Genomic DNA, 19,639 nt, shown 5'->3' on the forward strand with positions numbered 1-19,639 from the left:
ACTTCGATCTACTTTTTCAAGGAAAGATGATGAAGTGTAAAAAAACGAAAAATAGCATTAGGATCAACATTGTTATTCGTGAATATTGAAGAAAAATACCGTTTAATTTATTAATATTCGCTTTTTATGAGGCAAAGACAAAATCAATAGAATTTTGTCTTTGCTTATTTTTTTATAATTTAAAAAAGTCTGTACATTTTTTAGCAAACAATTTCTAACTTACAAATTTACTGTAGCATAACAATGAATACGGTGACTATAACAGCTGTTTGTCAAAAGATACGATTGGGAAGGCATTATATAAAACGGTTTCTTGTTTGTGATTTTAATCACTAACCTTTGGTACGAAAGGTTTTAGGTATTTTAATGAAATTTAAAGAAATGCTCACTTTTTACTTGCTCTTTTATCTGATTAGTGATAATTTGTAAGTGTAGTCGATAAAAAGTAATACAGTTTTTAACGCTGTTTTATTTTTTACGAAAAAAAGAAACGTATCAGAGAGGATTGTGTGACAAAATGGCAAAGGCAAAGAAACAAAAACCTATTGACTTTAAAGCACTTATGGAAAAAGTCGACGCTGATTTCCCAACATTTCAAATTTTAGATAAAGATGGGAAAATCGTAAACAAAGACGCTGTACCGGATTTATCAGATGACGAATTAGTAGAATTAATGACTCGTATGGTTTGGTCGCGCGTATTAGACCAACGTTCAACTGCATTGAACCGTCAAGGTCGTCTAGGCTTCTTCGCACCAACAGCTGGACAAGAAGCAAGCCAACTAGCAAGTCAATTTGCTATGGAAAAAGAAGATTATCTATTACCAGGTTACCGTGATGTACCTCAATTAGTTCAACACGGCTTACCATTAACAGAAGCATTTTTATGGTCTCGTGGCCACGTAGCGGGTAACCACTATGCGCCAGAATTAAATGCTCTACCACCACAAATCATCATTGGTGCACAATACATCCAAGCAGCTGGTGTTGCTTTAGGAATGAAAAAACGCGGCAAGAAAAACGTTGTCTTCACTTATACAGGTGATGGCGGTTCTTCACAAGGTGATTTCTATGAAGCAATCAACTTTGCAGGAGCATATCATGCAAACGGCGTGTTCATCATCCAAAACAATGGTTTTGCGATTTCAACACCTCGTGAAAAACAAACAGCAGCTAAAACATTAGCACAAAAAGCTGTAGCAGCTGGAATTCCAGGGATCGTCGTTGACGGAATGGATCCACTAGCAGTTTATGCAATCGCTAAAGAAGCTCGTGAATGGTCTGCAAATGGCAATGGTCCTGTTTTAATTGAAACATTAACTTACCGTTATGGTCCACATACATTATCAGGTGATGATCCAACTCGTTACCGTTCAAAAGATATGGATGACGAATGGGTACAAAAAGATCCATTAGTTCGTTTCCGTAAATATTTAGAAGACAAAGGTTTATGGTCTGAAGAAAAAGAAAACGAAGTAATTGAAAAAACTAAAGAAGAAATCAAAGTAGCAATTGCAGAAGCAGATAAAGTTCCAAAACAAAAAGTTTCTGATTTCTTAAAAAATATGTTTGAAGTTCAACCTCAAAATATTAAAGAACAAATTGCATTCTACGAAGCGAAGGAGTCGAAATAATCATGGCACAAAAAACAATGATCCAAGCAATTACAGATGCCTTAGCTCTTGAAATAGAGAAAGACGAAAACGTCTTGGTCTTCGGTGAAGACGTTGGTAAAAACGGCGGAGTTTTCCGTGCGACTGAAGGTTTACAAGAAAAATTTGGCGAAGACCGTGTCTTCGATACTCCTTTAGCAGAATCTGGAATCGGTGGTTTAGCTTTCGGGTTAGCATTAGAAGGATACCGTCCAGTTCCTGAAATCCAATTCTTTGGATTCGTATTTGAAGTCTTTGACGAAATCGTAGGTCAAATGGCTCGTACTCGTTACCGTATGGGCGGAACACGTAACATGCCTATTACTGTTCGTGCGCCTTTTGGTGGTGGTGTGCATACACCAGAACTTCACTCAGATAACTTAGAAGGATTGATTGCTCAATCTCCTGGTATCCGTGTGGTTATTCCATCAAATCCATATGATGCAAAAGGACTATTGATTTCTGCAATCAGAAGCAATGACCCTGTTGTCTATCTAGAGCACATGAAACTTTACCGTTCATTCCGTGAAGAAGTGCCTGAAGAAGCATATGAAGTGCCTTTGGATAAAGCAGCTGTTACCCGCGAAGGTACTGATGTTTCTATCATTACTTACGGTGCAATGGTTCGTGAAGCAATTAAAGCCGCTGACAATTTAGCAAAAGACAATATTTCTGTTGAAATCATTGACTTGCGTACTGTCGCTCCTTTAGATGTTGAAACAATCATCAAATCAGTTGAAAAAACTGGTCGCGTAGTAGTCGTTCAAGAAGCACAAAAACAAGCTGGCGTTGGTGCTATGGTTGTTTCTGAAATTTCTGAACGTGCAGTATTATCATTAGAAGCGCCAATTGGCCGTGTATCTGCACCAGATACAATCTTCCCATTTGGACAAGCAGAAAACATTTGGTTGCCAAATGCTAAAGATATCGAAGCGAAAGCTAGAGAAATCGCAGAATTTTAATTAGAAACTAAATAAAATTTACTTTAAAAATATGCCTTGATTTTCACGTGATAACTGATCACGTGGAAATTTAGCGTTGTTATTTGCAGTAAATGACTAGTTAGACAGATACGATAAAGGAAGGGAAGGCTTAAAAAATGGCTTATCAATTTAAATTACCAGATATTGGTGAAGGTATTGCAGAAGGCGAAATCGTAAAATGGTTCGTTAAAGCAGGAGATACCATCAATGAAGATGATACATTATTAGAAGTTCAAAACGATAAATCTGTAGAAGAGATTCCATCTCCAGTTACAGGAACAGTTAAATCTATCGTAGTACCAGAAGGCACTGTAGCAAATGTTGGAGATGTATTGATCGAAATCGATGCACCTGGACATCCTGAAAATGACGCTGCACCAGCAGCTCCAGCTCAAGAACAAACGCCTGCTCAACCAGCAGCAACTCCAGAAGCGCCAGCAGCTGACAACGGCGGCGGTGTATTCCAATTTAAATTACCAGATATCGGTGAAGGTATTGCAGAAGGCGAAATCGTAAAATGGTTCGTTAAATCAGGCGATACAATCAACGAAGATGATACTTTATTGGAAGTTCAAAACGACAAATCTGTTGAAGAAATCCCTTCACCAGTTACAGGAACAGTTAAAAACATCGTTGTTCCAGAAGGTACAGTAGCAAATGTTGGAGATGTATTGATCGAAATCGATGCACCTGGACATAATTCTGCACCAAGCGCGTCTGCTCCAGCAGCAAGTGCACCTGCTCAAACAGAACAAGCAGCACCAGCTCCAGCTGCTTCAACAGGTGTTGTAGCAGCTGCTGATCCAAACAAACGTGTGTTGGCTATGCCATCAGTACGTCAATTCGCTCGTGAAAAAGATGTAGATATCACACAAGTTGCACCAACTGGAAAAGGTGGACGTGTTACAAAAGCGGATATCGAAAGCTTTATTTCAGGTGGCGGACAAGCAGCAGCGCCAGCACAAGCTGAACAAACTGCAGCAACTCCACAAGCAACAGCTACGACTGAAACAGCAGCGCCAAAAGCTCCTGCTAAACCTTTTGTTTCTGATTTAGGTGAAGCGGAAACTCGTGAGAAAATGACACCAACTCGTAAAGCAATTGCTAAAGCGATGGTTAACAGTAAACATACTGCACCACACGTTACATTGCATGACGAAGTTGAAGTATCTAAATTATGGGATCACCGTAAGAAATTTAAAGATGTTGCTGCTGCAAACGGCACAAAATTAACATTCTTACCATATGTTGTTAAAGCGTTAACTGCAACAGTTCAAAAATTCCCAATCTTGAATGCATCAATTGATGACGCAGCACAAGAAATCGTATATAAAAACTACTATAACATTGGTATCGCAACAGATACTGATCATGGTTTATATGTACCAAACGTTAAAAATGCGAATACGAAGAGCATGTTTGCGATCGCTGATGAAATCAACGAAAAAGCAGCTCTTGCAATTGATGGTAAATTAACTGCTGCGGATATGCGTGATGGTTCTATCACAATCAGTAATATTGGTTCAGTTGGTGGTGGCTGGTTTACACCAGTTATCAACTACCCTGAAGTTGCAATTTTAGGTGTTGGTACAATTGCTACTCAACCAGTTGTAAATGCAGACGGTGAAATCGTTGTTGGACGTGTTATGAAACTTTCAATGAGCTTTGACCACCGTATCGTTGACGGAGCAACTGCTCAAAAAGCAATGAACAACATCAAGCGTTTATTAGCTGATCCAGAATTACTATTAATGGAAGGATGATTATCAGATGGTAGTAGGAGATTTCGCCATTGAATTAGATACAGTCGTAATTGGTTCAGGCCCTGGAGGATACGTTGCAGCAATTCGTGCTGCTGAAATGGGTCAAAAAGTTGCGATCATTGAACGTGAGTTTATCGGCGGTGTATGTTTGAACGTTGGATGTATTCCTTCTAAAGCATTGATCGCAGCAGGACATCACTATCAAGAATCACTAGATTCAACTATGTTTGGTGTAACAGCTAAAGATGTTGAGTTAGACTTTACAAAAACACAAGAATGGAAAGACAACAAAGTTGTTAATACGTTGACAAGTGGTGTTGGTTTCCTTCTTAAAAAACATAAAATCGAAATTATTGAAGGAGAAGCGTTCTTCGTTGATGAAAACACATTACGTGTCATTCATCCGGATTCAGCGCAAACTTACTCATTCAATAATGCAATCGTAGCAACAGGTTCTCGCCCAATCGAAATCCCAGGATTTAAATTTGGTGGACGTGTCTTAGATTCTACTGGTGGTTTGAACTTGAAAGAAGTACCTAAGAAATTTGTAATCATCGGTGGCGGTGTTATCGGTGCAGAATTAGGTGGAGCATACGCTAACCTAGGTTCAGAAGTAACAATTTTAGAAGGTAGCCCTTCAATCTTACCAACTTATGAAAAAGACATGGTTAAACTAGTTACAGACGACTTCAAGAAGAAAAATGTAACAGTTGTAACAAAAGCCATGGCTAAAGAAGCAATCGACAACGGCGACAGCGTAACAGTTAAATATGAAGTAGACGGCAAAGAAGAATCAGTCACTGCTGACTATGTAATGGTAACAGTTGGACGTCGTCCAAACACAGATGATCTTGGTTTAGAACAAGCAGGTGTTGAAGTTGGCGAACGTGGTTTAGTTAAAGTGGACAAACAAGGTAGAACAAACGTATCAAACATCTTCGCTATTGGGGATATCGTACCAGGTGCTGCTCTTGCTCATAAAGCAAGCTACGAAGCAAAAATTGCTGCTGAAGCAATTTCTGGTAAAAAAGTAGAAGTGGACTACAAAGCAATGCCTGCAGTAGCCTTCACTGATCCTGAATTAGCAAGTGTTGGTATGACAATCGCTGAAGCCAAAGAAGCGGGATTAGAAGCAACAGCTTACAAATTCCCATTCGCTGGTAATGGCCGTGCTATTTCTTTAGGTAAAACTGAAGGATTCGTACGTTTGGTAACAACAAACGAAGACAATGTGATTATCGGAGCACAAATCGGCGGAGTTGGCGCAAGTGATATGATTTCTGAATTATCATTAGCGGTTGAATCTGGCATGAATGCTGAAGATATTGCATTAACGATCCATCCACACCCATCTTTAGGGGAAATTACTATGGATGCTTCTGAATTGGCTTTAGGTTTGCCAATTCATATTTAAATAGCATATTTGTCACACAAAGAAAGACCGAGCTAGCCAAGCTCGGTCTTTTGTTTTGCACTAGCTTAATAAATAGCCCTTATCAAGTAAGGAATAATAACTTGATAAGGGGAGGGAGTAATTAAGGGTTTTTAATTTTTTTAATAGCAGTAAACTGAAGGTAGAAACCATTCGCTGATAACATATAAATAAAGGGTAGGTACTGTATCAGATATCTAGAGCGGCCTCCTTCAAATAAAAGTAGGTATAAAAACGCACCTAAAATAGTCAATTTAAGAATGGCTAGTAAGGTATCGTTTGGATCATTATTAAATTGTTTTCTTGTCACAAACAGTAGACCAACTAATGTAATCATCCACATGAGATGCATAAAAAGACGGACTGTTTTGACTTTCTCTCCTTGTTGATAATAAGTATCTCTTAGAAAAATCTGTATAGGATCGTTTGATTGTAAATAGATTTGCGCACCACCATCTCGTCCCCAACCGAAATCTCCTCTATCAGTATTATTGAAATGTTTTTTCATTAAGAATTTTGTATAACCTGTAAAACCATAATTTTTTATTCGCTCTGCTATCTTTTTATTGGCATAATTGACTTTGCCTTCTTTGGTAGGAATTGATATTGTTGCTCTTGTATCTTCTTCGCTAAAGCCGCCACTACCCGTTAAGCCCATCATTACAAAATGTTGCCAAGGCTTTGCTTGATTTGGATCGATAACAATAAGCTTTTGTTGGTCTTCGAATAGGTGAAAGAGTTTTATTGTTCCAGCAAAAGATAGACAAAAGAGTACCGTTATTAAGAGTACTTTTTTTAAGTTGATCTTTTTAGGATCAGTTAGTAAATTAAGTAACTCAATCATACTATAGGCAATTAGAAAAACAATAGAAGAGGGTTTTAATAGGTAAGAAATTGCGATCAAGATCCCTAACACAATCATTAAATAGTGGTTGTGTTTCTTTTTTGCAAGCGAATAAATCCACAACGTAATACTGATTACTGGTAGCATAATAGTATCTGTATAAACCACCATCATCCAGGGTGATAAAGCTAATGGAATAAAGGCTAAATAAAAAGAGAGATAAGCAATTTTTTTATTAAAAAGATTTTTTGCTGTCAAAAAAATAAAAATAAAGCCAATATCCATAAAGATTGTATTTGTTAGCTGCCAAAACATCCAAGAATTCCCTAACGACTGATGGAAAAAATTTCCTATTTGAGTTATAAAATACATTAAGAAGAAAAATAAATTATTATTCGGATTTTTTGATAAATAAATGCTAGCGATAGAGTCTGGAGAATTTTTTATTAGTTCAGTTACACTAGCATGAATACCATCTACATCCCAACCAATCGGGACGTGAATATAGTATAAAATAATCACTTGTAAGATAACACCTACTGCGAACAGTAACATCGTAATGATCGCTATATTTTTTTTTAAAAAAGCGAAAAATTGTTTTAGTTTTTTCTGTATGTATGAGCGGGTGCTAGTTGGAACAAATGCGATACAAATAATAAAAAATAGAATAAGTAAGAACGCCCAAACTTTGTCGTTAATATTTGAGATATCTAATAGACTGCTCCTGAGTGTTCCGTAGAACGTGTAAAGTATTGATAAAAGAAATAGACAATTTAAAATTGAAAAGATTTTTTTTTTCATTTAGAATCTCCTAGTAAATCGAATTATTTTTGTTATACCTTATTCATTATAGAACAATAATAAGAATTAAGAAATATAAGCTATAAAAAAAGCGTTCTAAAAGTTAAAAGGATTTCCTTGACTTTTAGGGCGCTAATTTTTCTATTCTAGCGATGAAGTTCTCTATCGTCCTGTTCATCGATTCTATGGACCATTTCAAGCAATCCACCATTTCCTTCGTCAATGATTCTTTTAACTCTAGAAATTGTTGTAGTGCTGCTGCCAGTGGCTTCTGCAATATCACTATAGGTTTTATTTAATAGTAGCAACTTCGCAACTTCAAATCGCTGAATCATGGAATCCAGCTCCTTTAGGGTCATTAAGTCATCAAAGTAATCGTAGCAATCTTCCAATGTTTCTAAAGCTAATAGAGAACGGAAAAACTCATCGCCGTGGCCGTCTTGTATCTTGTCGATTTTCATAAGTTCCTCCTAAATTTAAAAGCGGAACAAATCGTTTAATCCTGTAGAAAATTAGGAAATTGTTATTGAAACGTTCTTTGTTTCACTAACAATTTATCTATTTTCCTAAGGATTGATTTGTGCAGCTAGATAATACTAATGATCAACACTTTCTTACGAAAGTCTTGTACTGTTCATCATCAGTTCAATTTTTTCACTGTGATTCTCAGCAAAAGCGAAGCGGACTCGTTTAGGCTTGACAGGGAAATAGGAAAAATTGCTTGAGACGTTTTTTTGTCTCACTCCATTTTATTTTTTTCCCGAAAGCCTAGTCTGTATAGCTAGATAATATAAATAGGTAATAACACTTCACATTGCCGAACGAAATCCATTCTAGCAAGCATTTTTTATTATAAAACTTTTTTTTTTTTTGTCCAGTAAATTGAATAAATAAATGCAAAAGGGTGAAGTAAAACTGATTTTCAGTTTTACTTCACCCTTTAAAAATAGGCTAACTATTTTTACTTAGAAATTAATTTTACTAATGTGTATTGTTTTTTCCCTTTTCTAACAATGATGAATTTTCCATCAAAACTGTGTTCTGCTGTAACGATAAAGTCTAACTCTTTGATTCGATCACCATTGATTGAAATCGCGCCATTTGAAATATCTTCTCTTGCTTGACGTTTAGAAGGTTCAATACCCAGTTCGATCAACCAGTCTACAAGATTTTGATCAAGTATTTCTGTTTCAACCGTAGGCATATTTTTAAAGCCTTCTTCAATTTGTTTAGAGGTTAGATTTTTTACATTACCAGAAAATAACGCTTCTGAGATTGCTAATGCATCGTTTAAATCTTCTTCACTATGCACAAATTTAGTCATTTCAGCAGCTAATACGCGTTGTGCTTCACGTAAATGTGGTTCAGTTTCTACTTTAACTTCTAGTGCATCAATTTCTTCTTTTGTTAAGAAGGTAAAGAATTTCAAGTATTTGATCACGTCACGGTCATCTTGGTTCACCCAGAATTGGTAGAATTCGTATGGTGTTGTTTTTTCTGGATCAAGCCAAACCGCACCACCAGCTGTTTTCCCAAATTTTGTGCCGTCTGCTTTTAACATCAAAGGAATCGTTAAACCAAAGGCTTTTGCATCTGCGCCTTCTTTTTTACGAATCAAATCTAGACCAGCTGTGATATTCCCCCATTGATCAGCACCACCGATTTGCATGCGGACGTTGTTATTTTGGAATAGGTGTAAAAAGTCCATTGATTGTAGGATTTGGTACGTGAATTCTGTAAATGAAATTCCCGTTTCCAAACGGCTCGCTACGATATCTTTTGCAAGCATCGTGTTGATGTTAAAGAATTTACCAAAGTCTCTTAGGAAATCTAATAGAGTAAGATTATGTGTCCAATCGTAGTTGTTCACTAAAGTCAATGTGTTGTCAGTATCGACTGCAAATAATTTTTCCATTTGACGAGTTAAAGAGTCAACGTTATGTTGGACTGTTTCCATTGTTTGTAACTGACGCTCTGTTGTTCTTCCACTTGGGTCTCCAATTGTTCCAGTTGCGCCACCAATCAAAATAAAGGGATGATGTCCAAAGGCTTGGAATCTTTTTAGCATCATAAAAGGAATCAAATGCCCAATATGCATGCTGTCTCCTGTAGGGTCCACACCGCAATATAGTGAAATGCTATTGGTTTCAACGTATTCACGCAACCCTTCGCTATCTGTTTGTTGGTTGATGGCGCCACGCCATTCTAATTCATCAATAATGTTTGTCATGTTTCTTCTTCCTTTCCTAAATAAAATAAAAAACGTCCCATAGGCTATTAGCCTATGGGACGAACTCCGCCGTGTTACCACCCAAATTGTATATGAACGTATCATATACCTCTCAAATCTGTATCGTAGATAGACGCCTACTTACGGTAGGAAACTAAAAGTGTAATTCACAAAAAATGTATATGCCAACTCTCACTAAATGTTGACTCTCTGAAATAGGGACATTCTTGCTACTTCGCTTTATTAAAGTTTGATATGTTATTTTGTAGCAATTCTACGACAAATAAGCCAACTTGTCAAATACTTCTTTTTTTCGATTATTATTTTTAAATGAGTGGATTCTCATACAACAGGTTTTCACTTTAATCTAGGTTTATTGAAAACAGGAAGAGTGAAACAGAATTTCTGACAATTTTGAATGGGCTTTTTACAAAAAGCTTTTTTATGCTCTTTTTTTCACACAATTACTTTAACGCAGTAAAGCATCGACGCGCTAGATAGAGTAAAAAAATCTTAAATAACGGGCTTTTTTTTTAATTCTACTCTTTTTGACTTGAGGCTTAAAGGTACCTATACTTTGGGAGTGATTTCACATGTGGGAAACAAAAAATAAATTAAATCAGGAGGTCAATAGAAACATGAATAAGAAATTATCATTATTTGGATTAATCGGAATTACCATGGCCTTTTTCGGAACGGTTCGTAGTGTTCCAACATTAGCATCGACAGGATGGGCACAAATATTTTATATGTTGATTGCAGCTTGTTGCTTTGCTTTACCAATTGCGTTGATTTCAGCTGAATTATCAACTGGTTGGCCAGAAGAAGGCGGTCCACAAGTTTGGGTACGTAATGCTTTTGGCGAAAAATGGGGCTTTGTTACTTCATGGTTACTATGGGTACAAATGTTTTTCGGAATGGTGATGGTAGCATCAACCGTTGGTGTATTACTTGGTTATGTAATCAATCGTCCCGATCTTGGACACAATAACTTATTTATTTTTACTATGATATTGATTTCATATTGGGGTATTACATTACTTAATTTGAAATTTGACATGGTTAAAATTGCTGGTGACTGGGGTGCTGTGATCGGTGTTTATATTCCTTTTGTTGCACTAGTTATTTTAGGGATGATGTACATGGCAAAACATGGGATCAACCAAGATAGTTATTTAGGTCATTTTGAAGCAAGTAAGTTATTACCAGATTTTAGCGACTTAGGTAGCTTACCAACCTTGACAGGGATCATCTTCATTTTTGCTGGAGTAGAAATTTCTTCTGTTCACGCCAATAATATTGATAATCCAAAACGGAATTATCCAATCGCCGTTATTGCATCTGTTTTACTATTAGTTGTCTTCAACTTAGCGGCTGGTTTAAGTGTAGCAGATAGCGTACCAGCTGGAAAAATGGAATTAGCGAATATTACGCAACCATTTGTAATCATGACGCAAGACCTTGGAATTCCAGCGATTTTCAATAACATTATTTCCTTGATGATCTTAATCGGTGTACTTGTTCAATTAAGTGCTTGGGTTTTAGGTCCAAGTAAATCAATGATCAAAGTTGCAGAAGAAGGGAACTTACCACCATTCTTCCAAAAACGTAATGGAAAAGGTATTCCAATCGTTTTTGTGATGATCCAAGCAATCGTTATCTCACTTGTTTCATTCTTGTATGTAGTAGTACCGGATATTAGTGCAGCGTTCTTGATCATTACAATTACAACAACAATCCTTTATTGTGTGGTGTATCTGTTGATCTCACTTTCAGCAATCAAATTGCGTTATAGTATGCCGAGTGTTGAACGTCCATTTAGATTAGGAAGCAAAGGAAACGGCTTGATGTGGTTTGTTTCAGGTTTAGCTATCGTGAGTGTAATTGTTACGATTTTAGTCAGCTTGATTCCACCAACTTCTGTTCCTCAAAGCGGACATGTTGCTTATGTGATTTACCAAGTAGCAGCAACCGTGATCATGATCGGAATTGCCTTGATCATTTATAAAAACAAGAAACCGGAATGGAAGAAATTCGATAAATAAGAGACGAGTATAAAAATAAATTTTTTAGTACGACAAATTATGAAAACATTGGAGGAAACTATCGTGAAAAATTTCAATACTGACGATACGAATTTAAAAGCATTATTTATAGGTGACAAAGGTGAAAACGTTGATTTATTCAAAGAATTATTAAATAAAATGATTGATGAGCATGTAGGTTGGAGACAAAATTATATGCCACAAGATTTACCTGTTATTACACCGCAAGATAGAAGTTCTAAAAGTTTCCAAGAGACGGCCGACAATATGAGAAGTGTTTTCAATGTGTTGTCTTCACGTTTAAGAACAGAATCTCTTCCTTGGCACTCAGCAGGTCGTTTCTGGGGTCATATGAACGCTGAAACATTAATGCCATCAATTATTGCCTATACAACTGCAATGCTTTGGAACGGCAATAACGTGGCTTATGAATCATCACCAGCAACATCACAAATGGAAGAAGAAGTTGGCTTAGAATTTGCTACATTGATGAGCTATAAAAATGGTTGGGGTCACATCGCGGCAGATGGCTCAATCGCTAACTTAGAAGGTCTATGGTATGCCCGCAATATGAAATCTTTACCATTCGCTATCAAAGCAGTTGTACCAGAAATGGTTGCGGGTAAAACAGATTGGGAATTATTAAATATGTCTACAACAGAAGTGCTAGATATTTTAGATCAAGTGCAAGACCAATTTGATGAAATCAAAGCACAATCTGCTCGTAGTGGTAAAAACTTAGATAAATTAGGAAAATGGATCGTACCGCAAACAAAACATTATTCATGGTTAAAAGCAGCTGACATCATCGGAATCGGTTTAGATCAAGTAATTGCTGGTGAAGTAAACAGCGAATACCGTATGGATATTGAGAAATTAGAAGCACAAATTCGTGATTTAGCAGCACAAGGCGTTCCTACTCTTGGAGTTGTCGGCGTTGTTGGCTCAACCGAAGAAGGTCAAGTTGACCGGATCGATCAAATCATTGCTTTACGAGATAAATTAGCAAAAGAAGGTATCTATTTCTACGTACATGTTGACGCTGCGTATGGTGGTTACGGCCGTTCAATCTTCTTAGATGAAAATGACCAATTTATCGAATGGGATAAAATTGAAGAAGTTTATGCAAAACATAACATCTTCCAAGAAAAAAATGATTGGTTAACAAGAGAAGTTTATGAATCATTTAAAGCAATCGAACAAGCTGAATCAGTAACGATCGATCCACACAAAATGGGTTACATCCCTTATTCAGCTGGTGGTGTCGTGATCAAAGATATCCGCATGCGTGACGTGATTTCTTACTTTGCAACATACGTATTTGAAAAAGGTGCAGATATTCCTGCATTGCTAGGAGCTTATATTCTTGAAGGGTCTAAAGCTGGTGCAACTGCAGCTGCTGTTTGGACTGCGCATAAAGTATTGCCACTAAACGTAACTGGTTATGGTAAATTGATGGGCGCAAGTATTGAAGGAGCTTATCACTTCTATCATTTCATCGATGGCTTAGAATTTAAAGTCGGTGACAAAACAATCGAAATCCATGCTTTAACAAAACCAGATTTTAACATGGTCGATTATGTATTCAATGAAAAAGGCAATACAGATCTTGTGAAAATGAATAAATTGAATCATGATTTCTATGACTATGCCTCTTATGCAAAAGGTGGATTATATAACAATGAATTCATCACATCACATACCGATTTTGCTATCGAAGAATATGGTCACAGCCCATTTGAATTTGTTAACAGTCTTGGTTTCTCTCGCGCTGAATGGGAACGTGCTGATAAAGTAACGATCTTACGTGCAGCCGGTATGTCACCATACATGAATGACAAAGAAGTCTTTGATGACTATGCAGCAAAAATCAAAACAGCGATCCAAGAAAAATTAGAAGCGATCTACGCTGAGCAATAAAGTTGAATACTGTGGGTGCGGTAAGGCGATAAAACAGCTTTACCGCAGCTGCAGCTTTTCTATAAAAAAATAAATAAGAGGGAATGGTTGGGCACGGGCTCCTAGTTGCCAACTCTCTATAAAAAATGTGAGGAACATGTATGAAAAAATATCAAGTAAATTTTAATGAAGCAGTTTTCTTATTAATAACATTATTGTTGATGATCGGTACAAGTATTATTGGCTTTGGCATTCCTGCTCATGTCGCTATATTGCTTGCGATTGGCTATTTGCTTTTGTTTGCGGTGTATAAAAAGTTTTCTTGGGATTTTGTTCATGATGCGTTGATTGAGGGGGTTACTTCTGGCATCATTCCTATGCTGATTTTTATTTTGATTGGTGCTTTGATCAGTGTATGGATCGCCGTTGGAACGATTCCAACGATCATGGTTTTAGGTTTTTCTTTCTTATCGGTGAAGTTTTTTATGCCGACTGTTTTTATTGTTTGCGGGATCGTAGGTGGTGCTGTAGGTAGCTCATTTACCACGATATCAACGATCGGGATTGCCTTTTTGGGAATGGGGAGCTTGATTGGTGTTGATCCAGCCTTGACAACAGGTGCCATTGTTTCCGGGGCTTTTTTAGGAAATTCAATTTCACCACTTTCAGATACAGTAAATTTAGCTGCGGCAATTTCAGAAGTCGATTTATTTGAACATTTGAAAAATACATATAAAACAGCGATTCCTGCAGCGATCCTTTCGTTTGGCTATTTTTTGTTCATGGGGTTGCGTTATGATGGGGCTTTGGACAGTACAGGTATTCATGCAATTGTTAATACGTTAAATGCTAATTTTTCGATTTCATTTGTTGAGCTGATTCCTTTAGCGATCTTGTTCGTTTGTGCTTGGAAAAAAATTCCAGCCATTCCGACCTTGTTATTGAGTATTTGTGCCTCGCTTATTTTACTGTTCTTTACAACCAATCATTTTTCGTTTGTTGAAACAGCTGATATTATCCAAAATGGTTTTGTTGCTCATACAGGAAATACACAAGTGGATGAACTGCTTTCCAGAGGCGGTATTCAAAGTATGATGTGGTCTGTTTCACTGATTATTTTAGCTTTAGCGCTAGGTGGCTTATTAGTAAAAATGGAAATTATCGAGTGCTTACTACAGCGTTTTGAAACAGCGATCAATTCCCGTCAAAAATTGATTTTTATTACGATGATGAGTTCGTTCGGTGTCAATGGGTTGATTGGCGAACAATACCTTTCAATCATTTTACCTGGAAAATCATTTATCAATAAATTTAAAGAAAAAAAAGTTCCGCTAACAATGTTATCTAGGAGCTTGAATGATGCAGGTTCAGTTGTCAATCCATTGATTCCTTGGGGGGTGAGTGGGGTATTCATTTCAGGAACCTTAGGTATCGCCACAATCAATTATTTACCATATGCGGTATTTTGTTACGCCCTACCATTAGTGTCATTTTTTGTTACGATTATGAGTAAAAAGAAAACTGAAAAATAATCAATCAAAAATACAACCTATTCTGAAAAAGGAATGAGGTTGTATTTTTTTAATTTATTCGCCGAATGTTTTAAGTGATTCACTATACAATAAATCATCGATTTCCGTGATGGTTAAATGATGAGTGATACCATAGATCACGATTGCATCCCAAGGGTGTTTAGGATAAAGTTGGGCATACCCAGTTTTTTTCATCAACTCATTGGTTTCTTCTAAACGTAAGTCCAAACCGATGGCTAGAGCAATTACTTTTTCCCTTGAGGGATTTCGTTTTCCATCAAAATATTGATACCCAGTTGCTTCAGTGATTCCGGCTTTTTTTAGTACGGTGCTTTTGGTTATTTTCTTATGAAGCAGCCAAGTATTTAGATAGTCTTTTAGGGTTTGGTCGATCGTGTGGTCCCGAGTTTCCGAAAGGGCAGTTTGAAAATTTTCGGCTTTTTTTAATGAATGAAGTAATGCATCTGTATCTTTTTCTTGCATAGTAAAAATCTCCTATATCTACAATATCCTATTGCTATTATACATTGATTTTAACAAAGTGAGGGCGTATTTTTTTAGTTTATTTGCTATAATAAAAAAAGTAAACCAAAAAATGGAGTGTAATAATGGGAAATGTAAATAATCTAAAGCAATTTTCTTATAAAGAAATTGAACCATTAACAGATCAAATCAATGGACCGATTCTTGTTAGAGAAAACGATACGAAAGAATTTTTTGTCAAAAAATGTTACCCGCTTTATTTGCAGGATAATTTGATGACACTTCAAAAAATTAAACACAGTAATTTACCTAGCATTCAAGAAGTTGTGATCGAGGACGGGCAACTCTATTTATACGAAGAATTTATTCACGGGAAAACATTGACAGAAATCATTAAAACATCCGAAACATTGGAGACTAAAATGATTTTAAAACGCACGCTGGATTTATTAGAGGCTTTGATTGCTCTTCACAATGAAGGGTTAGTTCATCGTGATGTGAAACCCGGAAATATTATGCTGACGAATGATGGCGTACTAAAATTGATCGATTTTGATGCAGTGAGAGTATTTGAAGAGGAGAAAGAAACGGACACTGTGCAGTTAGGAACAATCGGTTTTGCCTCACCGGAACAGTTTGGCTTTGCGCAAACAGATGCCAGAAGTGATCTATATTCGGTAGGAGTCGTGATCAATGTTTGTTCAATCAAAGAGTATCCTAAAAAGCAACTGAGTTTCGATCCATTTTTACATGATCTTATTGTGAAAGCCACAAAATTGGACCCTAAAAATCGCTATCAGTCAGCAATGGAAATGCAAGCAGCTGTTAAAGAAAAATGGAATCAGTTAAACGCAGCTCAACAGCAGACAGTTGAACCAGTTGGAATTTCTAAAAAGGCCATTGATGATAGTGAACAGCAACATGTAAAGACGCCAATCCGTTCGTTTTTAGGCAACTATGTACCGGGATTTCGGACCGGCCAGCCATGGAAGATGACATTGGCAATTATTTATTATGTGTTTGTATTGATCGGGCTACCAGGGACTATTTACGAAGGCAGAACAATGAGTGAAAAGCTTTTAGTAGCGCTGGATGGTAGTATTCTTTTTATTTTACCTGTGCTGTTATTTACGAATTTTCTAAACTTTCATGAAAAAATTCCCTTGCTGAACGCTAAGAAAAATGTCCTGCGCGGAATCGGTTATAGTTTGTTGGTTCTTAGTTGGTTGATCTACTATGGTTTATTTTTATTTGTTACCAACGGAGGCGTTAGAAAGTAACTGAATAATTGCTTCATTAAAATTATGCAAAATGCATAAGATTCTCCTTTAGCATTTTAGTATGATGAACATGTATCAACGGACTAAATAACAAAGGAGACAAAAAAATGAGCATGAAGAAAATTGTTTTGATTGGGGTCGGCATTTTAGTAGTAGGCGGTATTCTAGCAAATATGGGCTCTGATTCTAAAGAAGAAGGAAGCACCAAAAAAGAAGCGACTACAAGTAACGTAACAAAACCTAAAAAAGGGACGACTACAAGCAAAGTAGTGGAAAAACAAGAAGAAGCCCCAGCTGAAACTGATGCAGGTGATTTAGGTGATTATCATGTTGTGATCAAAGAATTGACCTTTGCAAAAGATTACGATGGAGCAGATGTCGCGGTGATTGATTATGAGTTTACAAATAACAGTGATAAAAATGCGATGTTTGTATCATCGATCACAACAAAAGCTTTTCAAAATGGGATTGCCTTAGAATCGGCTATTATGATGGAATCAGGGTATGTGGATTCCTTGACTGAAATCCAACCAGGAGCGACATTGAATTTAAAGGTTCCTTATAAATTAGCAGATATGACCGCACCAGTATCCGTTGAGGCAACGAAATTATTTAGTAATAAAGTGAAATTAACAAAAGAGTTTATTTTGCAGTAAATTGGGGATTTAAAAGGGTTGAAAAAGGTGGTTTAGCTAGCTTTTCTTTCTTAGAAAATAACTAGCTTTTCGCTTCAAATGAAGCACAGGAATGAAGTACCATTCCTTATATATGGCTGTGTATTGGTGTTAGTAGAACAGGTAGCAGTTAAGATATCGTTATTTGGTCCGAAATCAAGTAGTCTTTGCTACCTGACTGATTTTCCAAATACGAGAATAGCCGCAACCACAAAAAAAGTGAACGCTTGGAGTAACATCCAAACGTTCACTTTTTTTTATTCTGGTGGTGGAACAGAGCTCTTCTCAGTAACTGAAACTGAATGGATCGGTTTAACCTTTAAAATATCTAAAAAGAAGGTAAAAATCGGGATACCGACGATCAAGCCCCAAACACCAAATAAACGTTCGCTGATCAGTAAAATAACAAAGGTATAAAAAATCGGTAAATCTGTTTTACTAGACATAAATTTAGGATTTAGTACATAAGATTCAAACAAATGTACGACAATGATCACTACTAAGATGTAAATCACATCATTAATACCGCCTTCAGAATAAGCAATAAAGCTTAATGGAATACAGGAAATAATCACACCAGCAACTGGTATCAAGCTTAAAATAAAAATCATGATCGCTAAGCTTGGCAGCTGATGGAACCCGATTAAAGCTAAGCAAATCGTTGTGATACCGGTATTAACGACTGCGATAAAAAATTGTGCTTCCATAACAACACCAAATGTATTGACAAATTTATCTGCAAAGAAGTAAATATCCTGGAAAAACCAGTCAAAATCACTTTTTAAAAATAACTTAGAAAAATCTGCCATTTGTTTTTTCTCGATCATAAAAAAGAAACTTAGGATGAACGAAAGGATAAATGAAAGGCCGATCGAGCCAATATCTTGAACATAACGCAGAAGAATACTAGCCCCATTTTGAATTTGAGACATTAAGTTTGATTTCTCTAGATAATTATCAATAACGACTAAAAGTTGATTATGATCATCTGTCGGAGTTTGATAAAAATGAATCACAGAATTATACATTTGAACCGATTGATGAATCAGAACCGGCACATATTTTGTAATGGCTAGATAGACTAAAAAAACAATCAAAGAATAGGTCGCCAAAACAAGGATGAGGGAGGGGATTTTTAAATAACGCTGAACAAATTTCACGAAATGGAGCGCTAAAAATGTAAAAATAAACGTTAATAAAATCATTGTGATCATACTTCTAGCTAAAAACAAAATAAAAATAACAATCGCTAAAACAAAAAATCGTCTTAAACGCTCGTTTTGAATAAATTTTTCATAAACCGACACAGACTTCACTCCTTATACAGTTTTACTTTATTTCATAATAAGATAACTATAATGCTTTTTCACATTTTAAGATAGCAGTTTTATCGATAAATCTAAAAAAATAACTAGATGTTAAAAAGTTTTTTTTAGAAGTGGTTATATATATATGTATAAGTGTTATTTTTATTTTGTTTAATTTGTATTAAACGTAGTATTTTTGTAATCTTTGGACATTGATGATTATTTTATTTTGTTATTCTATTGATATTAGCTCCTCTTTTTGTTAAGTTTAAAATACAAAAAGGAGGTTTAAAAGTGAAAAGAATTAAAAAAATAACTTTATGTATCGTTTTTGTTTCATTATTATTTTTTACGGGATGTAGTAGCAAAGCAAATGAAGGAGATCTAGATAAAAAAATCTATGATCTGGAAACAAGCTTCAAAGAAACATATCAATTGTGGGTAGATATGAAAAATATGGGAGAAATCAAGAATAAAGAGTATCCCAAAGATCTAAGAAAAGTAGCGACTGATTTTAAAATTATTGGGGATAAAGCAAAATTAAGTAGCTATCAAAAACTTCTTAGTGAACAAGACAAAATGATTTATGAGACGTATCGACAATTGTCTCCAGAAATTAAGGAACTTGCAAGAACAATTGAAAAGTCGAATTTTGAACAAGCAAAAACACACTATGAACTAATTCTAGAAAAAGAAGAAGGGGTAAAGGAGTAGG

The 19,639-nt window shown here is 36.1% G+C and carries 15 protein-coding genes and 1 other annotated feature; of the genes, 10 read left to right on the forward strand and 5 right to left on the reverse strand.

Annotated elements, in window-relative coordinates; translation table 11 throughout:
* Positions 1-517 precede the first annotated feature (517 nt).
* From pdhA to lpdA, 4 genes are all read left to right on the forward strand, one after another.
* A complete protein-coding gene (gene pdhA, locus ATZ35_RS11405; protein WP_010764467.1) occupies positions 518-1,633 on the forward strand; it encodes a pyruvate dehydrogenase (acetyl-transferring) E1 component subunit alpha in 1,116 nt (371 codons plus the stop codon).
* A 2-nt stretch (positions 1,634-1,635) separates the two neighbouring features.
* Entirely contained in the window at positions 1,636-2,613 is a 978-nt protein-coding gene (locus tag ATZ35_RS11410; RefSeq protein WP_010764468.1) for an alpha-ketoacid dehydrogenase subunit beta, read from the forward strand.
* A 137-nt stretch (positions 2,614-2,750) separates the two neighbouring features.
* The gene (locus ATZ35_RS11415; protein ID WP_208927341.1) at positions 2,751-4,397 is read left to right on the forward strand and encodes a dihydrolipoyllysine-residue acetyltransferase; all 1,647 of its coding nucleotides are present in this window, start codon (positions 2,751-2,753) and stop codon (positions 4,395-4,397) included.
* A 7-nt stretch (positions 4,398-4,404) separates the two neighbouring features.
* Positions 4,405-5,811: a dihydrolipoyl dehydrogenase gene (lpdA, locus tag ATZ35_RS11420; protein WP_010760823.1), complete on the forward strand. Its 1,407-nt coding sequence runs from the start codon at positions 4,405-4,407 to the stop codon at positions 5,809-5,811.
* 121 nt (positions 5,812-5,932) lie between these two features.
* Here lpdA and ATZ35_RS11425 read toward each other — a convergent pair whose 3' ends face one another.
* The 3 genes from ATZ35_RS11425 to tyrS form a co-directional block, all read right to left on the reverse strand.
* Positions 5,933-7,474 (reverse strand): glycosyltransferase-like membrane protein, encoded by a 1,542-nt coding sequence (locus ATZ35_RS11425; RefSeq protein ID WP_208927342.1) that lies wholly within the window; start codon positions 7,472-7,474, stop codon positions 5,933-5,935.
* A 146-nt stretch (positions 7,475-7,620) separates the two neighbouring features.
* Positions 7,621-7,935: a YerC/YecD family TrpR-related protein gene (locus tag ATZ35_RS11430; protein ID WP_208927343.1), complete on the reverse strand. Its 315-nt coding sequence runs from the start codon at positions 7,933-7,935 to the stop codon at positions 7,621-7,623.
* A 500-nt stretch (positions 7,936-8,435) separates the two neighbouring features.
* Positions 8,436-9,704 (reverse strand): tyrosine--tRNA ligase, encoded by a 1,269-nt coding sequence (tyrS, locus tag ATZ35_RS11435; RefSeq protein ID WP_208927344.1) that lies wholly within the window; start codon positions 9,702-9,704, stop codon positions 8,436-8,438.
* Positions 9,705-9,756: 52 nt separating this feature from the next.
* Positions 9,757-9,960 (reverse strand) — a binding site (T-box leader).
* Positions 9,961-10,342: 382 nt separating this feature from the next.
* Between tyrS and tyrP the strand changes: the two genes are divergently transcribed.
* From tyrP to nhaC, 3 genes are all read left to right on the forward strand, one after another.
* Entirely contained in the window at positions 10,343-11,749 is a 1,407-nt protein-coding gene (gene tyrP / locus ATZ35_RS11440) for a tyrosine-tyramine antiporter (RefSeq protein ID WP_208927345.1), read from the forward strand.
* A gap of 39 nt (positions 11,750-11,788) precedes the next feature.
* Positions 11,789-13,669 (forward strand): tyrosine decarboxylase, encoded by a 1,881-nt coding sequence (tdc, locus tag ATZ35_RS11445; protein WP_208927346.1) that lies wholly within the window; start codon positions 11,789-11,791, stop codon positions 13,667-13,669.
* Positions 13,670-13,809: 140 nt separating this feature from the next.
* A complete protein-coding gene (gene nhaC / locus ATZ35_RS11450) occupies positions 13,810-15,180 on the forward strand; it encodes a Na+/H+ antiporter NhaC (RefSeq protein WP_208927347.1) in 1,371 nt (456 codons plus the stop codon).
* A gap of 54 nt (positions 15,181-15,234) precedes the next feature.
* Here the strand turns inward: nhaC and ATZ35_RS11455 are convergent, their stop codons facing one another.
* Positions 15,235-15,663, reverse strand: a complete 429-nt coding sequence (locus tag ATZ35_RS11455; protein WP_208927348.1) for a helix-turn-helix domain-containing protein — start codon at positions 15,661-15,663, stop codon at positions 15,235-15,237.
* Between the two features lie 125 nt (positions 15,664-15,788).
* Between ATZ35_RS11455 and ATZ35_RS11460 the strand changes: the two genes are divergently transcribed.
* Both ATZ35_RS11460 and ATZ35_RS11465 read left to right on the forward strand, forming a co-directional pair.
* A complete protein-coding gene (locus ATZ35_RS11460; RefSeq protein WP_208927349.1) occupies positions 15,789-16,943 on the forward strand; it encodes a serine/threonine-protein kinase in 1,155 nt (384 codons plus the stop codon).
* A gap of 107 nt (positions 16,944-17,050) precedes the next feature.
* The gene (locus ATZ35_RS11465; protein WP_208927350.1) at positions 17,051-17,599 is read left to right on the forward strand and encodes a DUF5067 domain-containing protein; all 549 of its coding nucleotides are present in this window, start codon (positions 17,051-17,053) and stop codon (positions 17,597-17,599) included.
* 275 nt (positions 17,600-17,874) lie between these two features.
* On the opposite strand, the gene ATZ35_RS11470 is transcribed toward ATZ35_RS11465, so the two are convergent.
* Positions 17,875-18,924, reverse strand: a complete 1,050-nt coding sequence (locus tag ATZ35_RS11470; RefSeq protein WP_208927351.1) for an AI-2E family transporter — start codon at positions 18,922-18,924, stop codon at positions 17,875-17,877.
* 294 nt (positions 18,925-19,218) lie between these two features.
* Between ATZ35_RS11470 and ATZ35_RS11475 the strand changes: the two genes are divergently transcribed.
* The gene (locus ATZ35_RS11475) at positions 19,219-19,638 is read left to right on the forward strand and encodes a hypothetical protein (RefSeq protein ID WP_208927352.1); all 420 of its coding nucleotides are present in this window, start codon (positions 19,219-19,221) and stop codon (positions 19,636-19,638) included.
* Position 19,639 lies beyond the last annotated feature (1 nt).

The sequence above is a fragment of the Enterococcus rotai genome, from assembly GCF_001465345.1.
In the GTDB taxonomy this organism is placed as follows: Bacteria; Bacillota; Bacilli; order Lactobacillales; family Enterococcaceae; genus Enterococcus_L; species Enterococcus_L rotai.

Bases quoted from the DNA above. Each gene is read 5' to 3' on its own strand.
- lpdA (WP_010760823.1), top strand. From the start codon at position 4,405: ATGGTAGTAGGAGATTTCGCCATTGAATTAGATACAGTCGTAATTGGT.
- tyrP (WP_208927345.1), top strand. From the start codon at position 10,343: ATGAATAAGAAATTATCATTATTTGGATTAATCGGAATTACCATGGCC.
- pdhA (WP_010764467.1), top strand. From the start codon at position 518: ATGGCAAAGGCAAAGAAACAAAAACCTATTGACTTTAAAGCACTTATG.
- ATZ35_RS11465 (WP_208927350.1), top strand. From the start codon at position 17,051: ATGAGCATGAAGAAAATTGTTTTGATTGGGGTCGGCATTTTAGTAGTA.
- tyrS (WP_208927344.1), bottom strand. From the start codon at position 9,704: ATGACAAACATTATTGATGAATTAGAATGGCGTGGCGCCATCAACCAA.
- ATZ35_RS11455 (WP_208927348.1), bottom strand. From the start codon at position 15,663: ATGCAAGAAAAAGATACAGATGCATTACTTCATTCATTAAAAAAAGCC.
- nhaC (WP_208927347.1), top strand. From the start codon at position 13,810: ATGAAAAAATATCAAGTAAATTTTAATGAAGCAGTTTTCTTATTAATA.
- ATZ35_RS11430 (WP_208927343.1), bottom strand. From the start codon at position 7,935: ATGAAAATCGACAAGATACAAGACGGCCACGGCGATGAGTTTTTCCGT.
- ATZ35_RS11425 (WP_208927342.1), bottom strand. From the start codon at position 7,474: ATGAAAAAAAAAATCTTTTCAATTTTAAATTGTCTATTTCTTTTATCA.
- ATZ35_RS11415 (WP_208927341.1), top strand. From the start codon at position 2,751: ATGGCTTATCAATTTAAATTACCAGATATTGGTGAAGGTATTGCAGAA.
- ATZ35_RS11410 (WP_010764468.1), top strand. From the start codon at position 1,636: ATGGCACAAAAAACAATGATCCAAGCAATTACAGATGCCTTAGCTCTT.
- ATZ35_RS11460 (WP_208927349.1), top strand. From the start codon at position 15,789: ATGGGAAATGTAAATAATCTAAAGCAATTTTCTTATAAAGAAATTGAA.
- tdc (WP_208927346.1), top strand. From the start codon at position 11,789: ATGAAAACATTGGAGGAAACTATCGTGAAAAATTTCAATACTGACGAT.